Here is a 26,499-nt window from a genome sequence, read left to right as displayed (position 1 = left end):
GCTTCCGGCGAGTCGGGCAGTCTGTGGACCTGCCCGTTAAAGCACGACGTTGGGGCCATGATCTTCGAGGCTCGCCCCATGGTGGCTGCCTAAAGTCTCGGAGCCAACCGGCCCCGCCGGCGTCTGTGCGGGAGCTCCCTCGTGCCTCCGGACTTCTCCACGTGGGCGCGCGTTGGCGCAGCCCGCCGGAGCGGAGCGGAGCCAGGAGCGCGCCCGGCGGAGCGGAGCGCAGCCGGGGCTTGATGAGGTAGAGAACCACCTGTGTGACGACCTGCGTCACGCCCGCCGTCACACTCCGCGTCGACGCTGGATCGACGCCCGTCAACCCGACCCTCGACGCGGAGTCGACGCCCGTCAACCCGACCGTCGTGAACACCTTCCTGTTCACGTGTGCCCCTGGCATCTGGCGCCTACTGGCTCGACTTGCTCATGCCCACCACCCGGTGTTCACCGCCGTGTGGTCAGCCGACTCCGACGGCGGACAGTCGACCTCTGAGCTGCATGAATCGACCCGTCCCGCCTGCCCGGCGCGGCGGCCGTCGGCCCGACCCGACTGCCTACGAGCGTCCCGCCCCGTGCGGCTGTGTTCAGGGTCGACCGGAAAGGCGGTCCCCGCGTGAACACCCGCGTGAACGGATCGACCCGACCGGTGAACACCACGCCCGTACACCCGTCCGCCCGGACGGATCGGGCACCCGCACGTGCGGACCGCGCGCCCGCACGGCCGCCGCACGGCGGCTCAGGAGAGGACAAGAAGCCGCCCGCTGCGGCCCGGATCGTCGCCATCGCCCGCGAGCAGTACCGGTTCGTGATGTCCACCGACGCCCGTCCTTACGCGGTCGCCCTGGACGGCCCGAACATCGTGCTCCCGCTGCGAGGCAAGGCGGGCCTGCGGCAGCGTCTGGCCCGTGTGTTCGCGGACGAGTACCCGGGCGAGGTGGCCTCCCAGTCCGCCCTCGCGGACGCCATGACCGTCCTCGAAGGGATTGCGGAGGACACCGACCCCGTCACAGTGAATCTTCGGGTGGGCCGTGACCCGGCCGGCGCGATCGTGGTCGACCTCGGCAGCACGGACGGCCGCGCGGTCGTCGTCTCCGGTCTCGGCTGGCAGATCGTCGACCGGGCCCCGGTGCTCTTCCGCCGCTCCGGCGCCATGGCACCGATGCCCGAACCGGTGCTGGACGGGGACGGGCTGGCCAAGCTGCACGCGCTGCTCAACATGGACCAGTCAGCGTTCCGCCAACTCGTCGCATGGCTGGTCGCAGCCTGGATTCCGGAGATCCCGCACCCGGCGCTGGTCTGCAAGGGCGAGCAGGGCACGGGCAAGTCGAAGGCCGCGCAGATGTTCATCAACCTGGTCGACCCGTCCCCGGCTGCCAAACGGAGCCAGCCGCGCGACGAGAAGGCGTGGTCGCGGCAGGCGTTCAGCTCGTGGGCGCTGTGCCTGGACAACGTCAGCACGATCCCGCCGTGGCTGTCAGACACCCTATGCAAGGCCGTGACCGGCGACGGCGTGGTCGACCGCGCTCTGTACACCGACGACGACGTTGTCGTGCTCACCTTCAAACGGGTGCTGGCCATGACCACCATCGACGCCGGAGCTCTCGCAGGCGACCTCGCGGAGCGCGTGCTGATGCTGGACCTGCAGCTCATCGACTCCAACCGGCGCCGCTCCGAAGAGGAACTAGACGCTACCTTCGCGGCGGTCCGCCCAGCCGTGCTCGGGGCGCTGTTCGACGTGCTGGCCTGCGCGCTGGCCGTGCTCCCGTCGGTGCGGCTTCAGTCCATGCCGCGCATGGCCGACTTCGCCCGCGTCCTCGCCGCGGTCGACCAGACCCAGGGCTGGAACACCCTAGGCGACTACCTGGCCACGTCCGCGAACGTCGCCATCGATGCGATGGAAGGCGACCCGTTCGCGATGGCCATCGCCCGCCTGGTCGACCAGGTCGGGTTCTGGCAGGGCACGGCCGGGCAGTTGCTCGAAGTGCTGCCCGTGCCGTTGATGAGGCCGAAGAACTGGCCCGTGGACCCCACCCGCGCGGGCGGCAGGGTTAAGCGGCTCGCCCCGCTGCTGCGGTCGATCGGCATCACGGTGGACGACACGCAGCGTAGCCGGGACCGGGACCGGCATCGGCTCCTCACGCTCGCCCGCGCGGCGCCGGAGGACGAGTCAGTGTCCGCACCCGAACAGGCCTCTCTCTGGCCGGAGGTGGCCCCGCTCGGGGTGGGAAGAAACCGTCCTGAACAGCACTGACGTAGCCGGAATGCCTGCCGGGCCGGGCCGCACACCAGCGGCCCGGACACGTCGAAGCTGCGGACGCTACGGCCGTCCAGCGTCCACAGCGTCCGCGCAAGCGTCCACAGCCCTAACCCATGCTGACCTGGGCAGACTCAATCGTGCGGACGCTGGGACGCTGCGGACGCTGCGCTGCACCAACTCTCTGGGACGGCGACCGGCACCACTCCCACGCACCGCCACCACGGACACGAGGAGTCACCACCTCCATGACCAACACCGAGACCAGCGACGCGCGCCCCGCCCTGCGCGGTGGCCTCCCGGACCGCTACCTCACCCCGGAAGACCTGGTCACCATGTTCAGCCTCCCGAGCGTCGAAACGGTCTACCAGTGGCGCCGTAAGCGCATCGGACCGCCCGGCTTCCGCGTCGGCCGATACCTCCGCTTCAACCCGGCCTCCGTCCGCGGCTGGGTAGCCGAACAAACCAACCTTGACGACGCGGCCTGAGCCTCGCTTGCGCAAGCGACCCCGCTAGCGACCCGATCCGCCTCTGTTCAGCAGTGAAGCAGCAAGCAACCCGTCCACCGGTGCCCCAGAAACCGGGCCGGAAGAGCGGGGAGGCAGGGAGGCACGCCCCGCCGGCCAAGGGAGGGAGGGAGAACTCCCTGCTCCCCTCCCTTACTCACCTCCCTCTGTCTGATCAGCGCAGATGGCCTCTCAGGGAGGCAGGGAGGCACGCCTCAGGTGCACCCGAAACCCCCCTCTGGAAGGCACCTGAGACCCCCTGTCTCAGCCTCCCTGAACCCCTGCCGGGCCCTGCCACCGGTAGCACCCGCACCCGCTACCGGTAGCAACCCCGCTAAGCACCCCGAACCCCAAGTGATCAGGCCTGTAGCGAGTAGCAGGCCTGGCTCAGCACACCCCAGAACCGCCCGGACAGCCGCTCCCTTGGCTCTCCCCGTCCCTGCTACCGACCGAAGGAGACAGCCCTCATGGCTGGCCACATCTTCGACCGCTGGATCAAGACCACCACCGACGCCGAGGGCAAGGCCATCCGCGTCAGGACCGACCGTTACGGCACCGGGATGCGTTACCAAGCCCGCTGCGTCACGCCCGATGGCAAGCGGAAGAACAAGTCCTTCCCCGACGGACAGAAGCGCATCGCCGAGCAGTGGCTGAGCGGCATGCAGGCAGACGTGGCCCGCGGCGACTTCATCGACCCGAACGCGTCCCGTGTGACGTTCCAGGAGTTCGCGGAGCAGTGGCTCGCGAGCCAGAGCGGCGACCCCAACACCCGTGCATCGATGGAGTCTCAGCTCAAGCTGCACGCCTTCCCGCGCATCGGGTCGCGTCAGCTTGGGTCGTTCCAACCGAGTCACATCCGCGAGTTCGTGACACAGCTCGAAGAGACCGGCATGTCCGGCTCGTACGCCCGCGTCATCTTCTCCAACGTCCGCGCCGTACTCTCCGCCGCCGTAGAGGACGGATGCCTACGCCGGAACCCCTGCCACTCGCGCACGGTGGCCCCGCCGGCCATGGGCGCGCGTCGCGTCGTCCCCTGGGAGCCTGAGCGCATCTTCGACGTCCGCGCCGCCATGGTCGAGCGCTTCCGGCCGATGGTCGACGTGGGCGCCGGATGCGGATTACGGCAAGGGGAGATCCTCGGGCTGTCGGTCGATGACATCGACTTCGCCAGCGGCACCCTGCACGTGGTGCAGCAACTCAAGCTGAGCCTGAGCAAGGCCGTGTTCGCGCCCCCGAAGGGCGGCAAGCTCCGTGACGTACCGCTGCCCGACCCCGTGGCAGAGGCACTGCAGGAGCGCATCAAGCGGTTCCCGCCCGTGGAGATCACACTCCCGTGGATGCGAGCGAATGGCCAGCCGGTGACCCGGCGGCTCATCTTCACGGGCCCCAACGGTGGGCACGTCTGGCGTACGTCGCTGAACGAGGACCACTGGAAGCCCGCGCTCGCGAAGGCGGGCGTCATCCCCAGGGCCAGGAGCCGCGAGCACGCCGCAGCCCGCGAGCACGGCATGCACGCCCTCCGGCACTTCTACGCGTCCGTGCTCCTGGACGCCGGAGAGAGCATCAAGGCACTCGCGGAGTACCTCGGCCACTCCGACCCGGGCCTGACGCTGAAGGTGTACGCGCACCTCATGCCGAGCAGCCGGGACCGGGCTCGGAGGGCTCTCGGGCAGGCTCTCCGGCCGCAAGATCACACGGGCTGAGGTTCCAGAGCACGAAAACGCCTCCCATCCGCGCCGTATGCGCAGGTGGGAGGCGTGATCGCTATCTCTACTTCTTCTTGCCCTGGTTCTTGACCGCCTCGATGGCTGCTGCGGCCGCTTCCGGGTCGAGGTACTTTCCGCCCGGGTTGACCGGCTTGAAGTCGGCGTCGAGTTCGTAGTACAGGGGGATGCCCGTGGGGATGTTCAGGCCCGCGATGTCGGCGTCGGAGATGCCGTCGAGGTGCTTGACCAGGGCGCGCAGGCTGTTGCCGTGGGCGGCGACGAGGACCGTGCGGCCGGTCAGGAGGTCGGGGACGATGCCGTCGAACCAGTACGGGAGCATGCGGACGACGACGTCCTTGAGGCACTCCGTCTGCGGGCGCAGCTCCGGCGGCAGCGTCGCGTAGCGCGCGTCGTCGAACTGGGAGTACTCGGCGTCGCGGTCGAGCGGCGGGGGCGGGGTGTCGTACGAGCGGCGCCAGAGCATGAACTGCTCCTCGCCGAACTCCGCGAGGGTCTGCGCCTTGTCCTTGCCCTGGAGGGCGCCGTAGTGACGCTCGTTCAGGCGCCACGAACGGTGGACCGGGATCCAGTGGCGGTCCGCCGACTCCAGGGCCAGCTGCGCGGTGCGGATCGCGCGCTTCTGGAGGGACGTGTGGACCACGTCGGGCAGCAGGCCGGCGTCCTTCAGCAGCTCACCGCCGCGGACCGCCTCCTTCTCACCCTTCTCGTTGAGGTTGACGTCCACCCAGCCGGTGAACAGGTTCTTCGCGTTCCACTCGCTCTCGCCGTGGCGGAGGAGGATCAGCTTGTACGGTGCGTCGGCCATGCGTATGAGCCTAATCGAAGGCCTTGAGGCGGGGCGTTCCTGCCCACGGAACGGACTCCGGACAGGGGACCGGACGTACAGCGAACGGGGAGGAGTGGGTGGAGGCGGGCGCGGGGCGGCGACAGTTGACTGGATCTGTTAATTGAGTGGTCTGCCCGAGGCCCGCGATCGTAAGTTGTGCCCACCGCCTGAGCCGCTTACAACCGTGGGAGTACCTCCATGTCCGTCACCGCTCTGAGGCGCACCGCCCGCGAGACCCTCTCCGGGCTGCCCCGCGAGTTCTGGTGGCTGTGGACCAGCACTCTCGTCAACCGGCTCGGGGCGTTCGTCGCCACCTTCATGGCGCTGTACCTGACGCTCGACCGCGGCTACTCCGCCTCGTACGCGGGTCTGGTCGCCTCGTTGCACGGGCTCGGCGGTGTCATCTCCTCCCTGGGCGGGGGCGTGATGACCGACCGGCTCGGGCGGCGGCCCACGATGCTGATCGCCCAGGTGTCCACAGCCCTGTCGGTGGCGCTGCTCGGGTTCATGCACGATCCCGTCGCCATCGCCGGCGTCGCCTTCCTCGTCGGCATGGCCAGCAACGCCTCCCGGCCGGCCGTGCAGGCGATGATGGCCGACATCGTGCGGCCCGAGGACCGGGTGCGGGCCTTCTCGCTCAACTACTGGGCCATCAACCTCGGCTTCGCCGTCTCCTCCATGGCGGCCGGCTTCATCGCCGAGTTCAGCTACCTCGCCGGGTTCCTGATCGAGGCGGGGATGACCCTGGCCTGCGCGGTCGTCGTCTTCCTGAAGGTCCCGGAGTCCCGGCCGCAGCGCACGGCGGCGGAGAAGAAGGCCGCGGACGAGGTCGGGCTCGGGACCGTGCTGCGCGACCGGCGTTTCATGAGCGTGGTCGGACTGTCCTTCCTGGTCGCGGTGATCTTCCAGCAGGGGTCGGTCGGACTGCCCGTCGCCATGGGCGCGGCCGGGTTCACCCCGGCCGACTACGGCCTGGCGGTCGCCGTCAACGGTTTCCTCATCGTCGCTCTCCAGATCCCCGTCACCCGGTTCATCGAGCACCGGGATCCGCGACGGCTGCTGGTCGTCTCCTCGATGCTCGCGGGGTACGGCTTCGGGCTCACCGCCTTCGCCGGGTCCGTCGGCGTCTTCGCCCTCACGGTGTGCGTGTGGACGCTCGCCGAGATCGTCAACGCGCCGACGCAGACCGGCCTCGTCGTCCGGCTCTCCCCGGTCCACGGACGCGGGCGCTACCAGGGCATGTACACCATGTCGTGGTCGGTGGCAGCCCTGGTGGCCCCGCTGATGTCCGGTTTCGTCATCGACCGGTTCGGCGCGGAGTGGCTGTGGGGGCTCTGCGCGGTCGTCGGAACGGGGGCCGCGGCCGGGTACGCGGCGCTGATGCGGACGCTCGCCGCGGACGAACGAACGGCCAACGAGCAGGCGGCCGGCGAGCAGGCGGCGGACGGACGGGCGGCGGACGGACGGGCCAAGGCTTCGTCCGACACCTCGGCCACTGCCTCGGCCGCTACCTCGCCCGAGGCTGCCGCCAAGCCGTGAACCTCGGGCTCAGGGGTGCATACGGGCACCCTTGAGCACCTTGTCCACCGCGTTGCGCGGGCCGTACACCGCGAGTCCCACCAGGTCCAGCGCCGCCGTCGGCACCGCGCGTACGGCCGCCCGGTTGTCGTGGTCGTTGCCGGTGGCGAAGAGGTCGGAGGTGAAGAGCGCGCGGGGCAGGGCGCGGGACAGCGCCCGGGTGTGGGCCGCCGTGAGCGTCTCCTTCGTGCCTTCGAGGACCAGTACCGGCTGGCGGAACATCGGCAGGTGGACGACGCCGTCCGCGTCCTCGTAAAGGTCGCCGATCACCTCGGGTACGACCGTGCCGAGGCCGCTGGTGAGGAACGCGGTGACGTTCAGGCGCTGCCAGGTCTCCAGATCCTCCCGCAGCAGGACGGCGATCTTGGTGTCGAATCGGGGCTGCTCGCTCATGCCTCGAGACTGCCGAACGCCGCCCGGCGTCGTCTTGTACGTTCTTTGCATGGCCACCTCGCGCGACGACGGCAACCACGTCTCCGCCTGGCGCCCGCGCGTGCCCGGTGTCGTGGAGGTCCTCCATGCGCGTTTCACCGAGTACGCCTATCCGATGCACGTGCACCAGGCGTGGACGGTGCTCATCGTCGACGCCGGGGCCGTACGGTACGACCTCGACCGGAACGCGCACGGCACCCCGCACGACACCGTCTCGCTGCTGCCGCCGCACGTTCCCCACAACGGCTCCCCCGCCACCTCGGACGGCTTCCGCAAACGGGTCCTCTATCTGGACAGCTCACGGCTGGGCGAGCATCTGATCGGGGCGGCGGTCGACGGGCCCGATCTGCGTGATCCGGTGCTGCGGCTGCGGGTCGGGCAGCTGCACACCGCGCTGACGCGTCCCGGCGACGAACTGGAGGCCGAGAGCAGGCTGACGTTCCTCGGAGAGCGGCTGCGGACGCTGCTGCGGCCCCGGGACGCCGTGCGGGTCCCGCGCCGGGACCCCGACGTCGCCCGCAGGCTGCGCGAACTGCTCGACGAGCGCGTGGCCGATGGCCTCACCCTGGACGAGGCCGGCGGGCTCCTGGCCGCCCATCCCGCCCATCTGGTGCGGGCGTTCAGCGGCGCGTACGGCATCGCCCCGCACCAGTACCTGATGTCCCGCCGGGTCGAACTCGCCCGCGGTCTGCTCCTGGAGGGACAGCCGCCGGGTGAGGTGGCGGCTGTGGCCGGCTTCTACGACCAGGCCCATCTGACCAGGCACTTCAAGCGGCTGGTGGGGGTGACGCCGGGCCGCTACCGGGCCGGGGCGTCGTCCCCGTACGGACGCAGCGCTTCCTGAACCGGCGCCGTCCGCCGCGGCTGCCCGCCCCCGGCCGTCCGCCGGACCGGTCGACCGGTCAGTCGCCCTGGCGCCGCGTCAGGTGTGCGAACGCGTCCAGGTTGCCGGTCGGCTCGCCGCGGGAGACGCGCCAGGCGTACTCCTTGCGGATCGCCGAGGCGAAGCCCAGTTCCAGCAGGGTGTTGAAGGCGCCGTCGGCGGCCTCCAGGACCTGGCCGAGGATGCGGTCGGTCTCGTCGGCGGTGACCGTGGCGAGCGGGAGGCGGGCCGTGACGTAGACGTCGCCGAGCGGATCGACGGCGTAACTCACGCCGTACAGCTTGAGGTTGCGTTCCAGCAGCCAGCGGTGGACGCCCGCCTCGTTCTCGTCGGGGTGGCGGATGACGAAGGCGTTGAGGGAGAGGGAGTGGCGGCCGACGACGAGCGAGACGGTCGTCCTCAGTTTCCGGGTGCCGGGCAGCTGCACGACGAAGGAGCGGGGTGCGGGGCTCTCCCACTCCAGTCCGGCGTCCGCCAGGAAGCCCTCGACGGCCCGGGTGGCCCGCTCCGCTTCGGTCCGGTGAGCGATGTCAGCCTTGTCAGCCATGGTGGGAGCGTACGCGACGCCGGTGCGACTGCACCGCGGCCGTGTACACGTCCGCGGTGGCCGCGGCCGCGGTGTCCCAGCCGAAGGACCGGGCGTGCCGGGCGGCGGCGGGTCCCATCCGGGACAGCAGTTCGGGGCGGTCGGCGAACTCGGCCAGCACACGCGCGTAGGCGGCCGGTTCGTGGCCCCGCACCAGCACGCCGGTCTCGCCGTCGCGCACGGCCACCGGCAGGCCGCCGACCGCGGCGGCGAGCACCGGGGTGCCGACCGCCTGCGCCTCGATCGCGACCAGACCGAAGGACTCGCTGTAGGAGGGGACGACGAGCACGGACGCGGCCCGGAACCAGTCGGCGAGCCGGTCCTGGCCGACCGGCGGGCGGAACCGTACGACATCGGTGACGCCCAGGCGCGCGGCCAGTTTCTGCAGGCCCTCCGGCTTGGCCAGACCGCTGCCGCTGGGGCCGCCCACGATCGGTACGACGAGGTTTCTGCGCAGGTCGGGGCGCTCGTCGAGGAGTACGGCGACGGCGCGCAGCAGGACGTCGGGGGCTTTCAGGGGCTGTATGCGGCCCGCGAAAAGGGGGATCAGGGCGTCCTGCGGGAGGCCCAGGCGGGCGCGCGCGGCGGCGCGGCCGTCCGCGGGACGGAAGCGGTCGAGGTTCACCCCGGGGTGGACGACGGCGACCTTGTCGCGGTCGGCGGCGTAGTGCCGTACCAGTTCGGCGGCTTCCTCCGTGGTGTTGGCGATCAGGCGGTCGGCGGCGCTGACGATCTGCGTCTCGCCGATCACCCGGGCCGCGGGCTCGGGCGTGTCGCCCTCGGCCAGGCTGGCGTTCTTGACCTTGGCCATGGTGTGCATGGCGTGCACCAAGGGGGCGCCCCAGCGCTGGGCGGCGAGCCAGCCGACGTGCCCGGAGAGCCAGTAGTGCGAGTGGACCAGGTCGTAGTAGCCGGGGCGGTGGCCGGCCCAGGCCTGCATCACGCCGTGCGTGAAGGCGCACAGCTGGGCGGGCAGCTCCTCCTTGGCGAGACCCTCGTACGGGCCCGCGTCGACGTGCCGGACGAGGACGCCGGGGGCCAGCTCGACGGCCGGCGGGAGGGCGCCGGTGGTGGCGCGGGTGAAGATCTCGACCTCGATGTTGATCGCGGCCAGACGCTGCGCGAGCTCCACGATGTAGACGTTCATGCCGCCGGCGTCGCCGGTGCCGGGCTGGTGCAGCGGCGAGGTGTGCACGGAGAGCATGGCCACCCTGCGAGGCCTGCGGTGCGGCAGCCTGAGCCGGGACGGCGCTGCCCCCGAGCGCCGCCCGAGCCTGCTGACGTACTGGCTCACGTGGCGTTCCTCCTCGCTTCGGGCATGCCGTGCGGGGACGCAGCGCGCCCTCCAAGGGGGTGAAACACCGGAGGAAGGCATTCCCATTCCGCGCGGGGTGGTTTTTGCCGAGTCATTACCGAGTGTCGCTCAACCGTTCGAGCGCAGACCGCGTGCGCCTGAGGGCGGACACGGGCGCATACCCTCATAGGCATGACATCCCGCGCCTCCGCCCGCCCCGTGGGCACGGTCACCCGCGGGACCACCAACCCCAACCGGCTGCGCCGCATGGACCGCTGGATCGTGGCCGCGTACGGCGACCGGCTGCGCCGCGCCGCCGACCCGGTGGCGGTCGACCTCGGATACGGGGCCGCCCCCTGGACCGCCGTCGAACTGCTTCAGCGCCTGCGCTCGGCCGTGCCCCACGCACGCGTGGTGGGCGTCGAGATCGATCCGGCCCGGGTGGCCGCGGCCCGGCCCTACGAGCGTGAGGGTCTGGTCTTCCGGCACGGCGGTTTCGAGATCCCCCTCCCCCAGCGGCCGCACCTCGTACGGGCCGCCAACGTCCTGCGCCAGTACGACGAGAACGAGGTCGCCGCGGTCTGGCAGCGGCTGTGCTCCCGCCTCGCCCCCGCGACCGCCGACTCGCCCGGCGGACTGCTCGTCGAGGGGACCTGCGACGAGATCGGCCGTCGGCACGTCTGGGTCGCGCTCGGCCCGGAGGGGCCGCGCACGGTCACCTTCGCGACCCGGCTGGGCTCCTTGGAGCGCCCGTCGGACCTGGCCGAGCGGCTGCCCAAGGCGCTGATCCACCGCAATGTCCCCGGCGAGCCCGTGCACGCCTTCCTGCGCGACTTCGACCGCGCCTGGGCCGCCGCCGCCCCCTACGCCTCCTACGGCGCCCGGCAGCGCTGGATCCGGGCGGTCCGGGACCTGACCGCGGACTGGCCGGTGACGGACGGACCCGTGAGGTGGCGGCAGGGTGAAGTCACGGTGAAGTGGGAGGCGTTGGCGCCGCGAGGCTGATCCGGGGCCGCCCGATCCGCTTCCACCTGCACGGAACGATCCTTGTGAGTCGTTCGTCACAGAGGCGGGGAGATCGTCATGCCGGGCCGGGATGAGGGGGAGTGAGGGGGAAGCAGTTGCTCTGTCGTTTTGCGCGTCGCCGTGGCACGATCCCCCGGAAGCCGTAAGTTACTGACGGGAAATCAACTTGGGGGACGGCGTATGGGTACGGGCAAGCGCACGCTGATCGCGGCGGCCGTCACGGTGGTCTGCGCGCTCACCGTCCTGGCGGTGCCGTGCACGGCGTTCGCGGCCCCCAGCCCCACACCGACCCCGGCCACCACACCGCCCGCCGCCGCGACCGGCACCGTGACGCCTCCGCCCGACAAGGACCTGGAGGCCGTCCGCGAGCAGCTCGACCGGCTCTACCACGCGGCCTCCGTGGCCACCGACGCGTACAACGCCGCCGAGGAGAAGTCGCAGCAGCAGTCCGCTGAGATCGTCCAGTTGGCCCGGAAGATCGTCGATGGGCAGGAGCGGCTCGACGACCTCAAGGACCGGGCGGGCGCCGCGGCCCGCGCCCAGTACCGCGGCGGCGGCCTGCCGGACGAGGCCCGGCTGATGCTGAGCGACAACCCGCAGCAGTTCCTCGACGGAGCGGGCCGGGTGATCCAGGGCGAGCGGGCGACCAAGGGCCTGCTCGGCGAAATGACCCGCACCCAGCAGGACTTGAAGCAGTACGCCGCGGACGCCTCCGCCCAGTGGCGGAAGCTGGAGGCGAACCGCCGGGCCAAGGCGGCCGCCCAGAAGGACATCGAACGGCAGATCAAGGCGGCCAAGACCCTGGAGTCCCGGCTGGAGAAGAGGCAGAAGGAGCGCCTCGCCAAGCTGGAGGAGGAGGCCGCGCTCCGGGCGCAGACCGCCTGGCTGGACTCCGGCATCCTCGACGAGATCGACGGCAAGGCCTCCGCGCAGGGCAAGAAGGCCGTGGCGTTCGCGACGGCCCAGATCGGAAAGCCGTACGTGTGGGGCGCCGAGGGGCCCGATTCGTACGACTGCTCGGGGCTGACCTCGCAGGCCTGGGCGAACGCCGGCCACGGCATCCCGCGCACCTCGCAGGAGCAGTGGAAGCAGCTCGAGCACGTCGACATCAAGGACATGCGCCCCGGCGACCTCATCATCTACTTCGGCGACGCCAGCCATGTCGCGATGTACGTGGGCGACGGCGCGATCATCCACGCCCCGCGGCCGGGCCGCACGGTGACCCTGGCGGGCGCCGGGACGATGCCGATCCTCGGGGTGGTCCGGCCGGACGCATGACCGGGACCACGCGACCGCGGACGGACATCCGGGGACGCATGACCGGGTCTCCATGCCCCCGTACGCACGACCGCGGGCGCATGACCGGGGTCACGTGACCGCAGCCACGTGATGGCGGGCACGTGACCGCACCCACGTGGCACGGCACACCAACTGCGGTCACGCGGGCCGTCGTACCCGCGGCGGCCGCCGAACTCCCCGTGGACGTGACGTTCGTCATCCCCGCTGCACACCCCGCCTGCCCAACTGCGGTAGGTAAAGCGGCATATGCCAGAGGCCTCGGACCAACCTGGGTGTCGTACACCATTCCGCTGCGGCGCCGACACCCGCTATGGTCCCCGTCGGTGGATGGAGTCCCTCTGTCCGCCGTGCCCTCGGGGGGAGGGAAGGAACCCGACACGATGCCCGTACCCGTGCCCCGGCAGAGAGCAATCCCGGCCGTGGAGTGTGGTCAGGCGCAGGCCGCGCCCCAGGCCGGCCCCTCGAAGGAAGAGACCCCGCGCAAGGAAGCCACGGTCGTCGACGCCACTGCCGCCACGCACCCGAACGCCACCGCTCACGCCCCTCTCACACTCCTGCTGATCGAGGACGATCCGGCGGGTTCAGCGATCGTGCCCGACCTGCTCGACTCGGCCGGCAACCCGATCCGGGTGCGCACCGCCCGCAACCTCACCGAGGCCGAGCGGCTGCTCACCGACGACGTCCAGTGCATCCTGCTGGACCTGGCGCTGCCGGCGTCCGGCCGCTCGTCCGGCGAGGACGAGCTCGCCGTGCTCAAGCACGTGCTGCGGCTCGCGCCCCGGCACGCCGTGCTCGCGCTCACCGCGTCCGGCGACGCCGAGCGCGGCGCGGAGGCGGTACGGGTCGGTGCCCAGGACTATCTCTTCCGGGACGAGCTGGACGGACGGCTGCTCAGCCGCGCGATCCGGTACGCCGTGGAGCGCAAGCGTTCCGACACCGCCGAGCGACGGCTCGCCGAGGGCAGACTGCGTGCCCAGGAGAACGCCCGGCTGGAACGCGGCCTGCTGCCGACCCCCCTGCTGGAGGGCTCGACGCTCCGCTTCGCCGCGCGCTACCGCCCCGGCCGCTCCCGAGCACTGCTCGGCGGCGACTTCTACGACACCGTCCGCATGCCCGACGGCACCGTGCACGCCATGATCGGTGACGTCTGCGGGCACGGTCCGGACGCGGCGGCGCTGGGCGTGGAGCTGCGGATCGCCTGGCGTGCGCTGACCCTGGCGGGCCTGTCGGGCGACGAGCTGCTCGGCACGCTCCAGCAGGTGCTGGAGCACGAGCGCGACGACGACGAGATCTTCGCGACGCTGTGCACGGTGGACATCGCCCCGGACGGCCGCCGGGCCGGTCTGTGCCTGGCGGGCCACCCGTCCCCGCTGATCGCCCGGCCGGGCGAGCCCGCGGAGCTGCTGCCGTACGACGACAACGGCCCCGCCCTCGGGCTGCTGCCCGGCGCGCGCTGGCCGCGTATGCAGGTGGAGCTGGGCGCCGAGTGGAGCCTGATGCTCTACACCGACGGCCTGATCGAGGGCCACGTCGGCCAGGGCCGGGAGCGGCTCGGGCAGGACGGCATGGTGGAGATGGTCCGCCGCCAGCTCGCCTCGGGCCTGTACGGCGAGCAGCTGCTGCGCGCCGCGGTCAGCGAGGTCCGCGAGCTGAACGGGGGCGAGCTGACGGACGACGTCGCGGTGGTGCTGCTGGACCGGGTTCTCTGAGGAACCCCGCTGCCGGGCGGTGGAACCCGGCAGCGTTCAGCAATGAGCGGTCAGCGGCCGCCGTTGTACGGGCCGTAGGGGCCGTCGCTGCTGCTTCCGCCGCCGCGGCGGCCCCAGCCGCCGCCACCGCCGGAGACCTGCTTCAGCGCGGGCCGTACGTCCACCAGGTAGACGATGCTGGCGACCGCGGCCGCGACCGGCAGTATCGCGAGGATCGAGAACAGGTAGCTCACCACGAGCGAGATACCGAGGATGATCAGCCAGAAGACCTTGTTCTGCTTGTCGGCCGCACGGAAGGCGTCCTCGCGCCGGAAGGCCGCGTCGGCCAGCCCGAACGCCGCCAGGGCCATCAGAAGGATCTTCAGCAGTCCCAGGAACCCCGCGAAACCCAACGCCAGCATGCTGCCCACCGCCTGTTCTCGCCGACCTGTCCGACACGTCCGACCATGACCCCTACCCGGCCACCGTACCCGTAGAACGGGCCGGACACCCCGGAGGTGCCCGGCCCGGACGACTGCCGTCCCTTACTTGGCGGGCGGGGTCGGCTTCTTGCCGGTGGCCTTGCGGGGGGCCGGGGCCTTCTTCGCCGCAACCTTCTTCTCCGTGGCGGACTCGGCGCCGGTCCCGGCCTGCTGCGGCTCCTCCTTGACCACCTCGACCGGCTCGGCCTTCGGCTCGATGACGATCGCCAGTTCCTCGATCTCCTCGGCGGTCTCGCCGCGCCAGGTCCGCACGGCCTGCTCGCCGTGCTCGGCGACCTTCTCGTAGGTCTCGCGGGCCTTCACGGCGTACTCGGCGGCGACGCCGACCCCGCGCAGCGCGAGGTCCTGGGCGTTCTCGCCGAGCTTCTTCAGGTCGGCGTCGAGCGAGCTGCCGAACTTCTTCAGGTCACCGTCGAGGGCGCTGATGAATTCGCCGACCTTCGCCTGGAGGGTCTCCTGAGCCTCCTTGGCCCTGGCCCCGGCCTCCTTGGCGCGGGCCGCGGCCTTCTCCTGCACGGCCTTCGTGTCGGTGCCGCGGACGGCCTCGAACCGGGCGGGCGCCTCGGCCCGCAGCTGCTCCACCAGACCGGGCACCTTCTTGGCCTGCTGCAGGGCGAGGTCGGCGGTGCCGGCGGCGAAGTAGAGCGGAGTGGGGTCGCTGAAGGTCTTGCGCAGGTCGTCGGTGATGGCCATGGTGAGGGTCCTCCCGGATTCGCGTTCGGCTGAGGGTGGTGTGGGTCCGCAGTCAGGCAGCCGGTCCCCTGGTCCGGTCAACTGGCCGTCTGCTGCGGGTCTGCGCCGGAACCGCCGTCGGGGCGGTCACGGCGTACGGCGCTTTGCGTACCGCTGTCGTCGGCATCGGCGACCTGCGCCCCATCGGACTCGCCCCGGGGCTCCGCGGCATCCGCGGGATCCGCCGGGTCCGCCGCGGGGACGGACTCGAATCCGTTCTGCTTGCGGAACGACTCGTAGATCTGGAGCAGTGCCTGCTTCTGCCCCTCGGTCAGCGTGGGATCGGCGAGGATGACCGCGCGGGTCTCCACCTCGTCCCGGTCCCGCTCGGCGTCGAGGATCCCGGCACGGACGTACAGCGTCTCGGCGGAGATCCGCAGCGCCTTCGCGACCTGCTGCAACACCTCCGCGCTCGGCTTGCGCAGGCCGCGCTCGATCTGGCTGAGATACGGATTGGACACCCCGGCGGCATCGGCGAGCTGCCGCAGCGACAGCTGCGCGTTGCGCCGCTGCTCGCGCAGATAGTCACCGAGATTGCCGACGTTGAGCGATGCCATGCGTCCACCTTGCCGCACCTTCGCTAACTTTTGCAAGCAGCCGCTTGCAAAAGTGTGCCGCCGGTGATGGCGCCGTCTCCGGCGAAAAACCCTGGAGTGCGGCTCCGGCATGGGAAATCATGCAGCCATGCGACCGGACGGCTGGCACCTCACCGAAGACGTCGACGACTTCCTCGCCCGCGCCGGGGACTTCCTGCGCTCCCGGCCCGGCCCGCACGTCATGGCGCTGACCTGGGCCGAGCGGGTGCGGACCCGTGGGGCGGACGCGTTCGGCACCGGGGTCCCCGTCTTCGGCGTGCTGGAGTCGGCGGGCGAGGTACGGGCGACCTTCCACCGCCTTCCGCCCCGCGCGCTGACCCCCACCCCGCTCACGCCCGGGCAGGCCGACTCCCTCGCCGCCCACCTGGCCGCCCTCGGGCACCCCCTGCCCTCCGTCAGCGCGGACGAGCAGACCGCCACCGCCTTCGCCGAGGCCTGGCAGCGGCACACCGGCGCGACGCCGAAGGCCCGGCAGACGCGGGTCCGGCTGTACCGCCTCGGCACGCTGATCCCGCCGGAGCCGATGCCGGCCGGCCGCGGTCGGCTGCTGGGCGAGCGGGACCTCGAAGAGACCATGTTCTGGTGCGGCGAGTTCGCCAGGGCCGTCGGGGAGGACGTGTCCATCGACGCCCGCACCTGGGCCGGCACCCGCTTCGCCGACAAGCGCTACACGCTCTGGGAGACCCCGGACGGCACCCCCGTCTCCGTCGCGGGCATGAATCCGCTGATCGGCGGCCAGATCCAGGTGGACGTCGTCTACACCCCGGCCCAGCTGCGCGGTCGCGGCTACGCGGCCGCCGTGGCGACGGAGGTGAGCCGGGCGGCGCTGGCCGCGGGGGCGGAGGAGGTCGTGCTGTTCGCGGACGTGGCCAACCCCACCAGCAACGCCCTCTACCGGCGCCTCGGCTATCACGCGCTCACCGACTGGGCGGCGTACGACTTCTCGTGACGCCGGAACGTGACGCCGGAACGCGGCGCCGGAACGCCGGTGGCGCGACTACGACCGCTGCGGTTCCGGTCGGCCGATCCACTGCTCCAGCACCGAGAAGTCCGCGCCCGTCAGCCCGTACCGGTGGTCCACCCGGTGGAGCAGCGCCCGGCCGGGGTGGTGGGCGGCCACCCAGATGCGGTCGGCGGCGGTGATCTCGTCGTCGACCCAGACGAAGGGCCGGCCCGCGGCGAGGGCGACGAGCGGCCGGGTCTTCCAGTGCAGGGCCCCCGGCGGACACTCCTCGTCCGGCCACTCCACCACCGGCAGCGGGGGCAGCCCCAGCCAGGGCGCCACACAGACGTTGGCCTCGTCCATCCAGGTCGTGGCCCACACCAGCTCGCAGCCCAGCGCCACCAGCCGGGGGCCGAGCCTCGGGTCGATCCGGGTCAGCAGCGGATTGCCGACGGACCGGGCACAGGTGCCGAAGCCCGTCTCGTACACCGGGTACGGACCGCTCGCCCCGAAGGGGAGCAGCGTCCCGTCGACGTCCAGGAAGAGGAGCACGGCGGCCGGGGAGGACGGCGAGGCGGACGAATCAGCGACCGTGGCGGCCGAAGCAGGAGAGGAATGCATCGGTGACCACGTTGCCCTTCTTGTCGCCCCGGCGCCACCCACCCGCACAAGGCCGGCAGGCCACTGCTCTCCTGCGGCCCGATCCGCCGGACTGACCCCAGGACCTGCCCTAGAACGGCAGGGGGCGCGCGTGCACCACGTCCAGTCGTGACACCGCGCGGGTGAGGACGACGTACAGCCGGTGCAGACCGCGTTCCTCCGCCTCCGCGATCGCCGCCGGTTCGACGGCGACGACATGGTCGTACTCCAGGCCCTTGACGACGCTCGCCGGGACCACCGCGACCCGGGCGGCCGGCTCGTCGGCCGTGGCCGCCCCGATCCCGGCCGCGCCGAGCGCGTCCCGCAGCCGCGGTACGTCGGCGTCCGCGGCGACGACGCCGACGGAACCCTCGCGGAGGAGCGCGTGCCGTACGCAGTCCACGGCCGTGGCGAGGACGTCGTCCGTCGGGCGCAGCCGCAGTTCGCCGTCCGTACGCAGGGAGCGGGCGGCCGGCACCTCGACGTCCAGCCGCTCCAGCAGCCGGTTGGCGAGCGCGACGACCTCGACCGGCACCCGGAACCCGCTGGTCAGCGGCACCACGGCCGCGTCCGGCTTGCCCAGGTGGCCCAGCAGCGCGGCCCAGCTCCGGGCCGCCCACGGGGTGGTCCCCTGCGCCAGGTCGCCGAGCACCGTCAGCGAGCCGAAGGCCGCCCGGCGGGCGATGGCCCGGCACTCCATCGGGGAGAGGTCCTGGGCCTCGTCGACGACGACATGGCCGTAGCTCCCGGGATGTTCGACGAGCCCGGCGAGCTCGTCGAGCAGGACGAGGTCGGCGGCCGACCAGCGGGCCGACTTCCACGAGCGCGGCGGCCGCACCCAGCGCAGGGCCCGCCGTTCCTCCTCGTCGAACAGCCCGTCGGCGGCCCGCGCCAGCTCGTCCGGGTCGGTGAGGAGCGCGGTGAGGACCTCCTCGGGCCGGACCCGCGGCCACGCGGCGTCGAGGTACGCACTCACCGGCCGGGCCCGCTCGATCCGGCGGACCCAGGCGCTCGGCGGCGGCCCGTACCGCAGCTCGGCCTGTTCCTGGAGCCGGCGCACGATCCGGCTGCGCACCCGCTCCCGCCCGACGGCGTACGGCGGCTGCTCGGCGAGCACGCCCGACACGATCGCCGTCAGCCTGGCGGCGGTGACGCGCCAGCGGTAGGTGCCGTCGGGGATGTCGAGGCTGTCCCGGGTCTCCACCGTCACGCGCGCGTAGAGCGCCCGGCGCAGCACCTCGGCCATCCGGGGGTCGTGCTTGAGGGCCGCGGTCCGCTCGTCGTCGGTCCCGGTCACGGGGTGCCGGGCGATCTCCTCGCCGAGCGTGGACTGCCGTACGCCCGTCTCGCCGAGCGCGGGCAGCACCTCGGCGATGTACGACAGGAAGGTCCGGTTGGGGCCGAGGATCAGCAGGCCGGAGCGTCTGATGCGCTGGGGGTGGGTGTAGAGGAGGTAGGCGGCGCGGTGCAGGCCGACCGCGGTCTTCCCGGTCCCCGGCGCCCCCTGCACGCACACCGACAGCGCCAGGTCGCCGCGTACGAGGTCGTCCTGTTCGGGCTGGATGGTCGCGGCGATGTCGCGCATCGGACCGACCCGGGGCCGTTCGATCTCGCGGGCGACCAGGTCGCTCACCCCGGCCCCGGCGTCCTCGCCCCGTCCGAGGTGCTCGTCCTCCAGGGCGGTCAGGTCGGCGGAGTCGCCGCGGCTGCCGGGGGCCCAGCCGAAACGGCGGCGGACGGCGACGCCCTGCGGGTCGCGGGCGCTCGCCTGATAGAAGGCGCGGGAGACGGGGGCCCGCCAGTCGACGACCAGGGGCGGTGCGGCCGGGGCGGTGCTGATCCGCAGCCGTCCGAGGTGGTAGCGCTGGCCGGCGTGGTCGCCCGGACCGGGCGCGAAGTCCAGCCGGCCGAAGAACAACGGCCCCTCGGGCAGCTCGCGCATCTCCTTGGCCTTGCTGCGCAGCTGGTATCCGAGCACTTCGGCGTCGGCTCCGGAGGCGGAGACGTCCTCGCCCCTGACGACCTGCTCCTGGGCGCCCTCGACCATGGCGGCGAGGGCGGTGCGGCAGGCGTCGTGGTGGGTGCGTTCGCGGCGGAGATCCCGGTCGAGGCCGGGTCCGGTGGACGTCATGCGCCGAGCGTACGTGAAAAACGTAACCGAGTTAAATATTCTGCCGCGGCCGCCCGACCGCCTGGCCGCCGGTCCGCCTCGCCGACCCCCGCCCTCCGTACGCCCTTCCCGTACGCCGTTCCCCGCCCCCGTACGCCGTGCCCCGTACGCCGTTCCCCGTCCGCCCGCTCAGGCGAGCCGCGGCAACCCCGCCGCCAGTGCGCCGAACGCCCGCTCGGCCGCGGCCACCGCGTCCGGCCGCACCCGTGCCACCGGCTCCCCCTCGGCGATACGCCGCCAGTTGTCCTGCGCGAGGATCCGCTGGACGGCGATGATCTGCCCGGCGGCCAGCCGCGCCTCGAGGCCGCCGCCGAGCGCACCGGCCAGTGCCGCCTCCGACCGCTCCAGGTACGGGTACAGCCGGGCGACCAGCGCGGGAGTCCCGTACAGCAGCCGGTGGAAGGCCAGGACCGCGGGATGGTCGTTGAGCCCGGTGATCGGATCGCACCGCTCCAGCCCGTCGAGGAAGTGCCGGCGCAGCGCGGCCAGCGGTGTCGGTCCCGCGGTCACCACCCGCGCCGCCTCGTCCTCGTGATCGGCGAACCGGTGCAGGACCAGGTCCTCCTTGGTCGGGAAGTACCGGAAGAGGGTCGGCTTCGAGATCCCCGCCGCGGCGGCGACCTCGGCGACCGACACGGCGTCGAACCCTCTCTCCAGGAAGAGGCCGACGGCGGTGTCCGACACGTCCTGGTACATCCGCTGCCGCTTGCGCTCGCGCAGTCCCCCGTTGCCCCTGCTCATGGCTACGAAGCGTAGCCCCGGCGCGGGCGCGTCAGGACCTGCGGCGAGGTCCTACGGTGCGTAGCCCCGGCGCCAGCGGGACAGGGCCGTCGCGGTCCGTACCGGCGACGGCACCGAGGCCAGCCCCAGGGGCTCCGCGCCCGCGCGCAGCACCGCGCACAGCCGGGGCACGACGACCCGCAGCGGCGCGCCGCCGTGCAGTTCGAGCGCGGCCCTGATGACGTCGGTGAACAAGGACTGCGCGCGTTTGAAGCCGAGGATGCGCGGCAGGTCCTGCGGCCAGTGCCGGGCGGCTCCGGGCCGGGCGTGCTCCAGCGCGGCCGTCCAGCGTTCGGCGACCCGGCGGGCCTGGCGGCCGGGGTAGCGCATCAGGTGCAGATGGGTCGCGAGGTCGTAGAGGGGATCGCCGAAGGTGGCGAGTTCCCAGTCGATGGCCCAGAGGCGGCCGGCCGGGTCGAGGATCAGGTTCTCGCGGTGCAGGTCGCCGTGGAGGAGGTGGAAGGGGCGTTCCGCGATCCCGTCCAGCCGCTGGCGCAGCCGCTTGAACGCGTGCGCGTCGACGCCGAGGTCCCGGAAGAGGGTGCCGAAGGCGTGCTCGTTGCGGGTGTAGACGTGCTCCTCGGCGAAGAGCGCCAGCCGCTCGACGAACCCTTGGCTGTCGCCCTCGGCCTCCCGCTCCTCGTCGGGCACGCGCGAGAGCAGGGGCAGCGATCCGGCGGGTATCGAGGCCAGGTCCCGCACCAGGTCCAGGAGCTGGTCCACGACGGTGTCGGGGATCGCGGTCCCGGCCCGGAACCGGGAGCCGAGCGTGTGCCCCTCGATGTACCTCTGGAGCGTCACGCCGTCGGCGCGGACCACCTCCGGCACGCTCCTGACCCGTCCGGCCAGGGCGGTCAGCAGTGATTCCTCCCGCAGGAAGGTCCTGCGCTCGAACCGGATGACGTCCGCGCGCGGCTCCCTGAGCTTCAGCCGGGCGGTGCCGAACGCTCCGTCGCGCGGCACGAAGGCGTACGTCTCGTGGTAATACCCCGTCAGGGGGCCGTGCAGGGGCTGCTCCCCGGCGATCTCCCGCGCGCGCCGGCGGGTGCCGCCCGACGACGGGTCAGGTGCCTTGTCCTCAGGCCTCATCAAGGAAGAGAGCATACGAGTCGACGACGAGGGCGGCTCCCGCCCCACGCAATTCCGACTCCTTGCGCAGGTCGCGCCCGAACCCGATGAACGCCACGCCCGCGGCCCGCGCGGCGATCGCGTCCGCCGGGGAGTCGCCGATCATGACGGCGTCCTCGCGGCGCAGCCGCAGACTGCCCAGGGCCCGGTCGACGACGTACGGGTCCGGTTTCATCCGCTCGACCTCGCGGGGGCGTCCGTGCACGGCGTCGAAGCAGTCCCGCAGCCCCTCCCGCTCCAGGTAGTACGCGGCCGCCCGCGCCGCGTTGTTGGTCACCACGGCCAGCCGCGCGCCCCGTGCGGAGAGCCGGCGGATGAGCTCGGCGGCGCCCTGGGTGGGCCACGCCCCGCGCCGTACGGCGGCCAGCTCGCCCTCCGTCACCCGGTCCTCCAGGGCCCGGACCAGGTCTCCGGCGCGCCGGGGCAGACGGCGGTCGCGCTGCGCCCGGTGCACGGCCCGCAGCACGGCGTGCGGATCCTTGCCGGCCGCCTCCTCGGGGGTCAGCACATGCGCGGCGCCGGCCTCGGCCACCAGGGTGCGCAGTTCGTCGGCGACGGGCCGGGAGGAGCCGCCGGGAAAGAGCCGGCAGACCGGCCCGTCGAAGTCGAAGAGGACTCCGCGGGCCCCCGCGAGCAACGAGCGGACGTCGGTCGTGTCCTCGACTTCAACAGCCATGCGGTTCCAGGCCCTCCAGCGGCTCCACCAGTTCGGCACACCTCTCCCGGTCCGGGCCGGACCGCGGTTCCCGCCGCAGCGTCGGCGGCCAGGTCCGCGTCCCGTGCCGTATGCCGTCGCTCCGGTCGGCGCCGCGGGGCCGGTCCGCGTCCCGGCACGCCTCGGCGCCGCCCTTCCCGGGCCGCTCGGCGCGGTGCGCGGCGGACTGCCGGGCCCGGTCCGCGCTGTGCCACCGGCGCAGCGCCCGCACCAGGGCCGGCCGGTCCTGGGGCTCGCCCGGCATCCACAGCGGCCCGCGGGCCCGGTCCAGCGCACGGTGCACCCGGTCCGCGGACCGGCCGAGGTCCTCGGGCGTCGGTTCGGCGGGCAGGTCGAGGGCGGCGCGCATCACGTCCGGGAACACCGACTGGACGTGCTCGAATCCCAGATAGGTGCCGAGGTCGGGGTCCAGGCCCTCGGTCAGGTCGGCGCGGCCCGCCTTCCGCATCGCCTCGGCCCACAGCTCCGTCATGAGCTTGCGCTCCGCGGGGTCGTACTCCATGCGCACCAGATGGGTCGCCAGGTCGTGCAACACGTCCCCGTACAGGCTGAGTTCCCAGTCGAGGACGGTGAGCCGATCGCCGCCGCCGGGCTCCGGCGTCACCACGATGTTGGCGCGGTGTACGTCCGTGTGCAGCAGGCCGAACGGACGCCGGACCGGGTCGGGCACGGTCCGCAGGAAGCGGCTCACGAGGTCCGCCGGAATGCCCACGGAGTCGAAGAGGCTCCCGAACCGGGGCCGGTTGGCCCGGTGGACCCGCTGTTCCGTGAAGCGGGCCAGCCGGTGCAGGAAGGCCCGGCTGTCGTCGCCGCGCGGCCAGTCGTCCGCGGGCCGGGGCAGCGCCTGCGGGGGGATACCGGCCAGCTGTGCGAAGAAGTCGGCGAGCGCCTCCATCCGCGGTTCGCCGACCGGCGTCCCGGGCGGCTCCTCGGACAGCGCGTGACCGGGCACGTAGGCGTGCAGCGACCAGGCCCCGAAGTCCGCGAGGCAGCGCGGCACGCCGGCCAGCCGCTCGCTCACCACGTCCAGCACCTCGGACTCGCGCCAGATGCGCGGCACCACCTCGACGGTCGCCAGGGGCACCCGGAACTTGGCGCGCACCTGCCCGGACCCCATCCCGAGGAGGGAGGCCAGCGGCAGGCCGAGCGGAAGGATGTGGTTCCGGTTGTGGTGCCCGACGACGATCGGGCCGCATGCCCGGCGCCGGCGCGCCTCCGCGAGGACCCGGACCAGTGCGGTGCGGGCGCGGTGGGGCAGGTGGTGCAGCATGGGCGGAGAGTACAGGCTGCGGAGTGACGCTTCTCACGTTTGGCCACCATATGGACATCCGCCCTCAGCTCTTGCCCAGCGCCTCGCGCTCCTTGTCGACCATCGCCCAGAGGTCGTCGAACACTCCTCGCAGGTCGAAGAACTCCGAGTCCGGTCCGGCGTCGGCCGTGAAGTGACGCAGGGTGGCGCCGACGCCCATGACGTCCACCGCGCCCTCGACGGCCGTCCCGTCCTCCAGCTCTATGCCTTGCTCCAGGCGGTAGTAGCCCTTGAGCACGTGGGTGCCGTTGAAGACGCACAGCTTGAACTGCGGGGTCAGCGGGATCCTGCGGACCTCCAGGTCCAGTTCGACCCCGCAGCGCGCGAGCCGGGAACGGCACTGCTCCATGTCGGCCACGTTGCGGCGGGCCATCTCCTGCCAGCGCCGCAGCGGACGGTCGTCCGCGGGATCCCAGGCGCGCGGGTAGTAGAGCGCGGTGTCCTCGGCGGGCAGCAGGAACCGTACGGTCACCTTCCGCAGCTCGGTGAACTCGCCGTCCTCCACACGCTGCACCTGGGTCCGGAACAGCCCGACGACCGACTCACCCGTCAGGACGAAGACGTCGAGCGACGCCTCGGGTGCCGCGAAGAGCCGGGACATGAAGGAGTGCAGCCGGGGCCGGTCCTGCGGACTGCTGTCCGAGGACGGCTTCCTCAGCACGACGGTGCCGCTGCCCTGCTTCAGATCGACCAGGCCGGCGTCGGCCAGCATCCGGGCGGCCTTGCGCACCGTGTCGCGCGAGCAGTTGAGGTTCGGTGCGAGCACACGCTGGGACGGCAGCGTGCCGCCCACCGGGTACGTTCCGTCCGCTATGCGCGACTCCAGCGCGTCGTACACGCGGCTCAGCGTCCGGGGGTTGCTGTCCTCGCCATCCGAAACACTCACAGGCAGAACCTACCGCTTCCATGCAGGTGTGACACCACTTCCAGTCAACAACTCCCCATATTGGACTGTCGGTTAACCGATCTATCAGTCCGGGAACAGTCCAATCAGGATGAGCAGTCCAATTGGCCGACAAGTTGACGACAGTCGACAGCGTCGCAGGACTTCCGGGGGGACCATGAAGACTCAGGAGTGGCCGGAGTTGCTGGCCGGCATGGCACTGATCCTGCTGGAGAGGCTGATGCGGCAGCACTACGGGGTATTCGGGCCGCTCCTCGTCCTCTCTCTGTCAATTGGACTGAGAGCGGTCAAGGCGCCACCCGGCTGGACCCTCTGCCTGGTGTTCGTGTGGCTCTCGATCCAGGCCTAGGGCCGTCGTAGTGGACGGGGCCTCAGGAATGGTTGCGACGCAGGGACGTCAGCAGTGGCTCCAGCGAGCCCATGATGTCGCGGGCCGGCACACCGCCCTCCAGCATCCGCAGCCGGGCCGCGGAGTTGCGCGCGTAGCCGAGGAAGCGGACACCGGCCGCGCGGGCCGCGGCATGGTCGGAGAGGGCGTCGCCGATCATCAGCGAGGCGCCCGGCGCGGCGCCCATCGCCCGCAGGGCGCGGTTCAGCATGTCCGGGTGCGGCTTGAGCAGCCGCAGTTCCTGGGTGCGGCCGTAGATGTGCGGGTCGAAGCAGCCGTACAGGCCGCGCCCGGTCAGGTACGAGGCCACCGTGCGGGCCGAGTTGTTCGTCACGACGGCGAGGCGCGTGCCGACCGCCACCCAGGTCCGGATCAGCGGGTCCGCGTACGCCGTGGGCATCGCCACCCGGGCCGCCCGCAGCTCGTGCCGGGTGAGGTTCTCCTCCAGCCCGGCTATCACGTCGCTTCCCGGATAGCGACCGTGCAGCGAGCTGAGGGTGCCGTGCGGATCCGAACTGAAACGTTCCTCCTTGGTGAGCATCCCGCCCAGTCCGCGGATGTCGAGCCAGCGCACCTGGTCCCGGGCGATGACATCGGCCGGATGACCGGAGAACAGCCGGCAGATCGGTCCGTCGAAATCGAAGAGGACATACCGTGTGCGTGCGACCAGTTCGTGCAGTTCATCGGCTTCACTCGGCACCGGTTCGGCCCGTCCCGTCTCAGCAGTCACTCTGCGAGTGTCTGTCCGGGAGCCTCCGAATCCCAGAGGGCATCGAAGTAATTCTTGGTCGCCCGGACGACCGCCGCCTCCTGTCCGCCCCTGCTCAGCCGGAACTCGAACAGGTCCGAGCTGAACCCGCTGACGTCCAGGACGTCGAACTCGCCGGCCCCGGGCAGCTCGTAGGAGTGCCGGCCGACCGGATAGTCGCCCCGCAGGGCCAGCGTGCCGTTCAGCACGTACTTCTTCTCCGACGGCACGAAGCGCAGCGGCCGGAAGGTCACCCCGGTGTCCACGCCCTGGTAGCGGCGCAGGTTGGACAGATGGATCTCCATGGTCTTCATCTGGGCCCTGATCTGCGCCTTCAGCTGCTCGTGCACCGCTTCCCTGAGGTCCGGCCGGTCCACGGGTTCGGGATAGGGCAGCGGTACGGCGGGCCCCGGCAGCAGACACCGCACGGTGACCGACGCGGGGCGGGCCGCGCCCCTGGCGACCGCCGCGCACATCTCGGCGAGCGCCCACAGCAACGTCTCCGCGGTGAAGCAGACGGCGTCGATGGTCACGTCGTCGGCCCGGAACGCCTCCTCCAGATACCTGATCAGGACCACCCGGGCCGCCCTGGACTCCTGCGGCGGCCCCAGGGGGACGTCGGCCACCCTCGGCGGGCTGCCCTTGGTCACATGGGTCAGCAGTCCGTCGTGCTGGAGCATGCCCAGCGCCTGGCGGACGGTGCCGCGCTCGACCCCGAACTCCTGGGCGAGCACGGCCTGGGTGGGCAGCCGGTCGCCGGCCTCCAGGTCTCCGTCCCTGATCCGCTCCCGCAGGGCGTCGGCGATCTCCTGGGCCGAGGCTCTCCCGCTGCCGTTCACCAC

26 protein-coding genes are annotated in these 26,499 nt (G+C 72.0%); 10 read left to right on the top strand and 16 right to left on the bottom strand.

The window, feature by feature from the left end; translation table 11 throughout:
• Positions 1-616 precede the first annotated feature (616 nt).
• The 3 genes from ABT085_RS11510 (at position 617) to ABT085_RS11500 (ending at position 4,466) form a co-directional block, all read left to right on the top strand.
• On the top strand, positions 617-2,254 hold the full coding sequence (locus ABT085_RS11510; protein ID WP_351604755.1) for an AICE element replication initiation protein: 1,638 nt from the start codon (positions 617-619) through the stop codon (positions 2,252-2,254).
• Between the two features lie 251 nt (positions 2,255-2,505).
• Positions 2,506-2,745, top strand: a complete 240-nt coding sequence (locus tag ABT085_RS11505) for a helix-turn-helix domain-containing protein (protein WP_351604753.1) — start codon at positions 2,506-2,508, stop codon at positions 2,743-2,745.
• A gap of 485 nt (positions 2,746-3,230) precedes the next feature.
• A complete protein-coding gene (locus ABT085_RS11500) occupies positions 3,231-4,466 on the top strand; it encodes a tyrosine-type recombinase/integrase (RefSeq protein WP_351604751.1) in 1,236 nt (411 codons plus the stop codon).
• A 67-nt stretch (positions 4,467-4,533) separates the two neighbouring features.
• On the opposite strand, the gene ABT085_RS11495 is transcribed toward ABT085_RS11500, so the two are convergent.
• Entirely contained in the window at positions 4,534-5,295 is a 762-nt protein-coding gene (locus tag ABT085_RS11495) for a phosphoglyceromutase (RefSeq protein ID WP_351604749.1), read from the bottom strand.
• 219 nt (positions 5,296-5,514) lie between these two features.
• Between ABT085_RS11495 and ABT085_RS11490 the strand changes: the two genes are divergently transcribed.
• Complete coding sequence (locus tag ABT085_RS11490; RefSeq protein ID WP_351604747.1) at positions 5,515-6,855, top strand: MDR family MFS transporter; 1,341 nt, start codon at positions 5,515-5,517, stop codon at positions 6,853-6,855.
• A gap of 9 nt (positions 6,856-6,864) precedes the next feature.
• On the opposite strand, the gene ABT085_RS11485 is transcribed toward ABT085_RS11490, so the two are convergent.
• Positions 6,865-7,338: a DUF2000 family protein gene (locus tag ABT085_RS11485; protein ID WP_351604745.1), complete on the bottom strand. Its 474-nt coding sequence runs from the start codon at positions 7,336-7,338 to the stop codon at positions 6,865-6,867.
• Between ABT085_RS11485 and ABT085_RS11480 the strand changes: the two genes are divergently transcribed.
• Positions 7,337-8,170, top strand: a complete 834-nt coding sequence (locus ABT085_RS11480; protein ID WP_351604744.1) for an AraC family transcriptional regulator — start codon at positions 7,337-7,339, stop codon at positions 8,168-8,170. The two genes, ABT085_RS11485 and ABT085_RS11480, sit on opposite strands and share 2 nt — an antisense overlap.
• A 58-nt stretch (positions 8,171-8,228) precedes the next feature.
• Here ABT085_RS11480 and ABT085_RS11475 read toward each other — a convergent pair whose 3' ends face one another.
• Complete coding sequence (locus ABT085_RS11475; protein ID WP_351604743.1) at positions 8,229-8,756, bottom strand: type III secretion system chaperone family protein; 528 nt, start codon at positions 8,754-8,756, stop codon at positions 8,229-8,231.
• Positions 8,749-10,089: a D-inositol-3-phosphate glycosyltransferase gene (mshA, locus tag ABT085_RS11470; protein ID WP_351604741.1), complete on the bottom strand. Its 1,341-nt coding sequence runs from the start codon at positions 10,087-10,089 to the stop codon at positions 8,749-8,751. The genes ABT085_RS11475 and mshA overlap by 8 nt, the downstream gene beginning before the upstream one ends.
• Before the next feature lie 192 nt (positions 10,090-10,281).
• Here mshA and ABT085_RS11465 point away from each other — a divergent pair, with 192 nt between their 5' ends.
• The 3 genes from ABT085_RS11465 to ABT085_RS11455 all read left to right on the top strand — a co-directional run bounded on the left by ABT085_RS11465 (position 10,282) and on the right by ABT085_RS11455 (position 14,123).
• Positions 10,282-11,094 (top strand): class I SAM-dependent methyltransferase, encoded by an 813-nt coding sequence (locus tag ABT085_RS11465; RefSeq protein WP_351604739.1) that lies wholly within the window; start codon positions 10,282-10,284, stop codon positions 11,092-11,094.
• Between the two features lie 201 nt (positions 11,095-11,295).
• Positions 11,296-12,393: a C40 family peptidase gene (locus ABT085_RS11460; RefSeq protein WP_351604737.1), complete on the top strand. Its 1,098-nt coding sequence runs from the start codon at positions 11,296-11,298 to the stop codon at positions 12,391-12,393.
• 401 nt (positions 12,394-12,794) lie between these two features.
• Positions 12,795-14,123: a PP2C family protein-serine/threonine phosphatase gene (locus ABT085_RS11455; RefSeq protein WP_351604735.1), complete on the top strand. Its 1,329-nt coding sequence runs from the start codon at positions 12,795-12,797 to the stop codon at positions 14,121-14,123.
• A 50-nt stretch (positions 14,124-14,173) separates the two neighbouring features.
• Here the strand turns inward: ABT085_RS11455 and ABT085_RS11450 are convergent, their stop codons facing one another.
• The 3 genes from ABT085_RS11450 to ABT085_RS11440 all read right to left on the bottom strand — a co-directional run bounded on the left by ABT085_RS11450 (position 14,174) and on the right by ABT085_RS11440 (position 15,894).
• Positions 14,174-14,524: a DUF2516 family protein gene (locus ABT085_RS11450; RefSeq protein WP_351604734.1), complete on the bottom strand. Its 351-nt coding sequence runs from the start codon at positions 14,522-14,524 to the stop codon at positions 14,174-14,176.
• A gap of 123 nt (positions 14,525-14,647) precedes the next feature.
• Positions 14,648-15,298: a hypothetical protein gene (locus ABT085_RS11445; protein WP_351604732.1), complete on the bottom strand. Its 651-nt coding sequence runs from the start codon at positions 15,296-15,298 to the stop codon at positions 14,648-14,650.
• 77 nt (positions 15,299-15,375) lie between these two features.
• Positions 15,376-15,894: a helix-turn-helix domain-containing protein gene (locus tag ABT085_RS11440; RefSeq protein WP_351604730.1), complete on the bottom strand. Its 519-nt coding sequence runs from the start codon at positions 15,892-15,894 to the stop codon at positions 15,376-15,378.
• Between the two features lie 127 nt (positions 15,895-16,021).
• Here ABT085_RS11440 and ABT085_RS11435 point away from each other — a divergent pair, with 127 nt between their 5' ends.
• Positions 16,022-16,882, top strand: coding sequence for a GNAT family N-acetyltransferase (locus ABT085_RS11435; RefSeq protein ID WP_351604728.1), 861 nt, complete (start codon positions 16,022-16,024; stop codon positions 16,880-16,882).
• A 48-nt stretch (positions 16,883-16,930) separates the two neighbouring features.
• Here ABT085_RS11435 and ABT085_RS11430 read toward each other — a convergent pair whose 3' ends face one another.
• The 7 genes from ABT085_RS11430 to ABT085_RS11400 all read right to left on the bottom strand — a co-directional run bounded on the left by ABT085_RS11430 (position 16,931) and on the right by ABT085_RS11400 (position 24,503).
• The gene (locus tag ABT085_RS11430) at positions 16,931-17,428 is read right to left on the bottom strand and encodes an HAD domain-containing protein (RefSeq protein ID WP_351604758.1); all 498 of its coding nucleotides are present in this window, start codon (positions 17,426-17,428) and stop codon (positions 16,931-16,933) included.
• Between the two features lie 178 nt (positions 17,429-17,606).
• Positions 17,607-19,646: a HelD family protein gene (locus ABT085_RS11425; protein WP_351604726.1), complete on the bottom strand. Its 2,040-nt coding sequence runs from the start codon at positions 19,644-19,646 to the stop codon at positions 17,607-17,609.
• 168 nt (positions 19,647-19,814) lie between these two features.
• A complete protein-coding gene (locus tag ABT085_RS11420; protein WP_351604724.1) occupies positions 19,815-20,426 on the bottom strand; it encodes a TetR family transcriptional regulator in 612 nt (203 codons plus the stop codon).
• Between the two features lie 51 nt (positions 20,427-20,477).
• A complete protein-coding gene (locus tag ABT085_RS11415; RefSeq protein ID WP_351604722.1) occupies positions 20,478-21,554 on the bottom strand; it encodes a phosphotransferase in 1,077 nt (358 codons plus the stop codon).
• Entirely contained in the window at positions 21,544-22,269 is a 726-nt protein-coding gene (locus ABT085_RS11410; RefSeq protein ID WP_351604720.1) for an HAD family hydrolase, read from the bottom strand. Before ABT085_RS11410 ends, ABT085_RS11415 begins: the two co-directional genes overlap by 11 nt.
• Positions 22,259-23,578, bottom strand: coding sequence for a phosphotransferase family protein (locus ABT085_RS11405; RefSeq protein WP_351604718.1), 1,320 nt, complete (start codon positions 23,576-23,578; stop codon positions 22,259-22,261). Before ABT085_RS11405 ends, ABT085_RS11410 begins: the two co-directional genes overlap by 11 nt.
• A gap of 64 nt (positions 23,579-23,642) precedes the next feature.
• Positions 23,643-24,503, bottom strand: a complete 861-nt coding sequence (locus tag ABT085_RS11400; RefSeq protein ID WP_351604716.1) for a GntR family transcriptional regulator — start codon at positions 24,501-24,503, stop codon at positions 23,643-23,645.
• 175 nt (positions 24,504-24,678) lie between these two features.
• On the opposite strand from ABT085_RS11400, the gene ABT085_RS11395 reads away from it, so the two are divergent.
• Positions 24,679-24,870 carry a hypothetical protein gene (locus ABT085_RS11395; RefSeq protein WP_351604714.1) on the top strand — a complete coding sequence of 64 codons (192 nt, stop codon included), beginning with the start codon at positions 24,679-24,681 and terminating at the stop codon, positions 24,868-24,870.
• Between the two features lie 22 nt (positions 24,871-24,892).
• Here the strand turns inward: ABT085_RS11395 and ABT085_RS11390 are convergent, their stop codons facing one another.
• A complete protein-coding gene (locus ABT085_RS11390; RefSeq protein ID WP_351604712.1) occupies positions 24,893-25,639 on the bottom strand; it encodes an HAD family hydrolase in 747 nt (248 codons plus the stop codon).
• Positions 25,636-26,499, bottom strand: a complete 864-nt coding sequence (locus ABT085_RS11385; RefSeq protein WP_351604710.1) for a GntR family transcriptional regulator — start codon at positions 26,497-26,499, stop codon at positions 25,636-25,638. The genes ABT085_RS11390 and ABT085_RS11385 overlap by 4 nt, the downstream gene beginning before the upstream one ends.

The organism is Streptomyces sp. NPDC002265 (assembly GCF_040296125.1).
Lineage (GTDB): Bacteria > Actinomycetota > Actinomycetes > Streptomycetales > Streptomycetaceae > Streptomyces.
The sequence above is the reverse complement of the archived record's forward strand: the minus strand, read 5'-3'. Positions and strand labels throughout refer to the sequence as shown.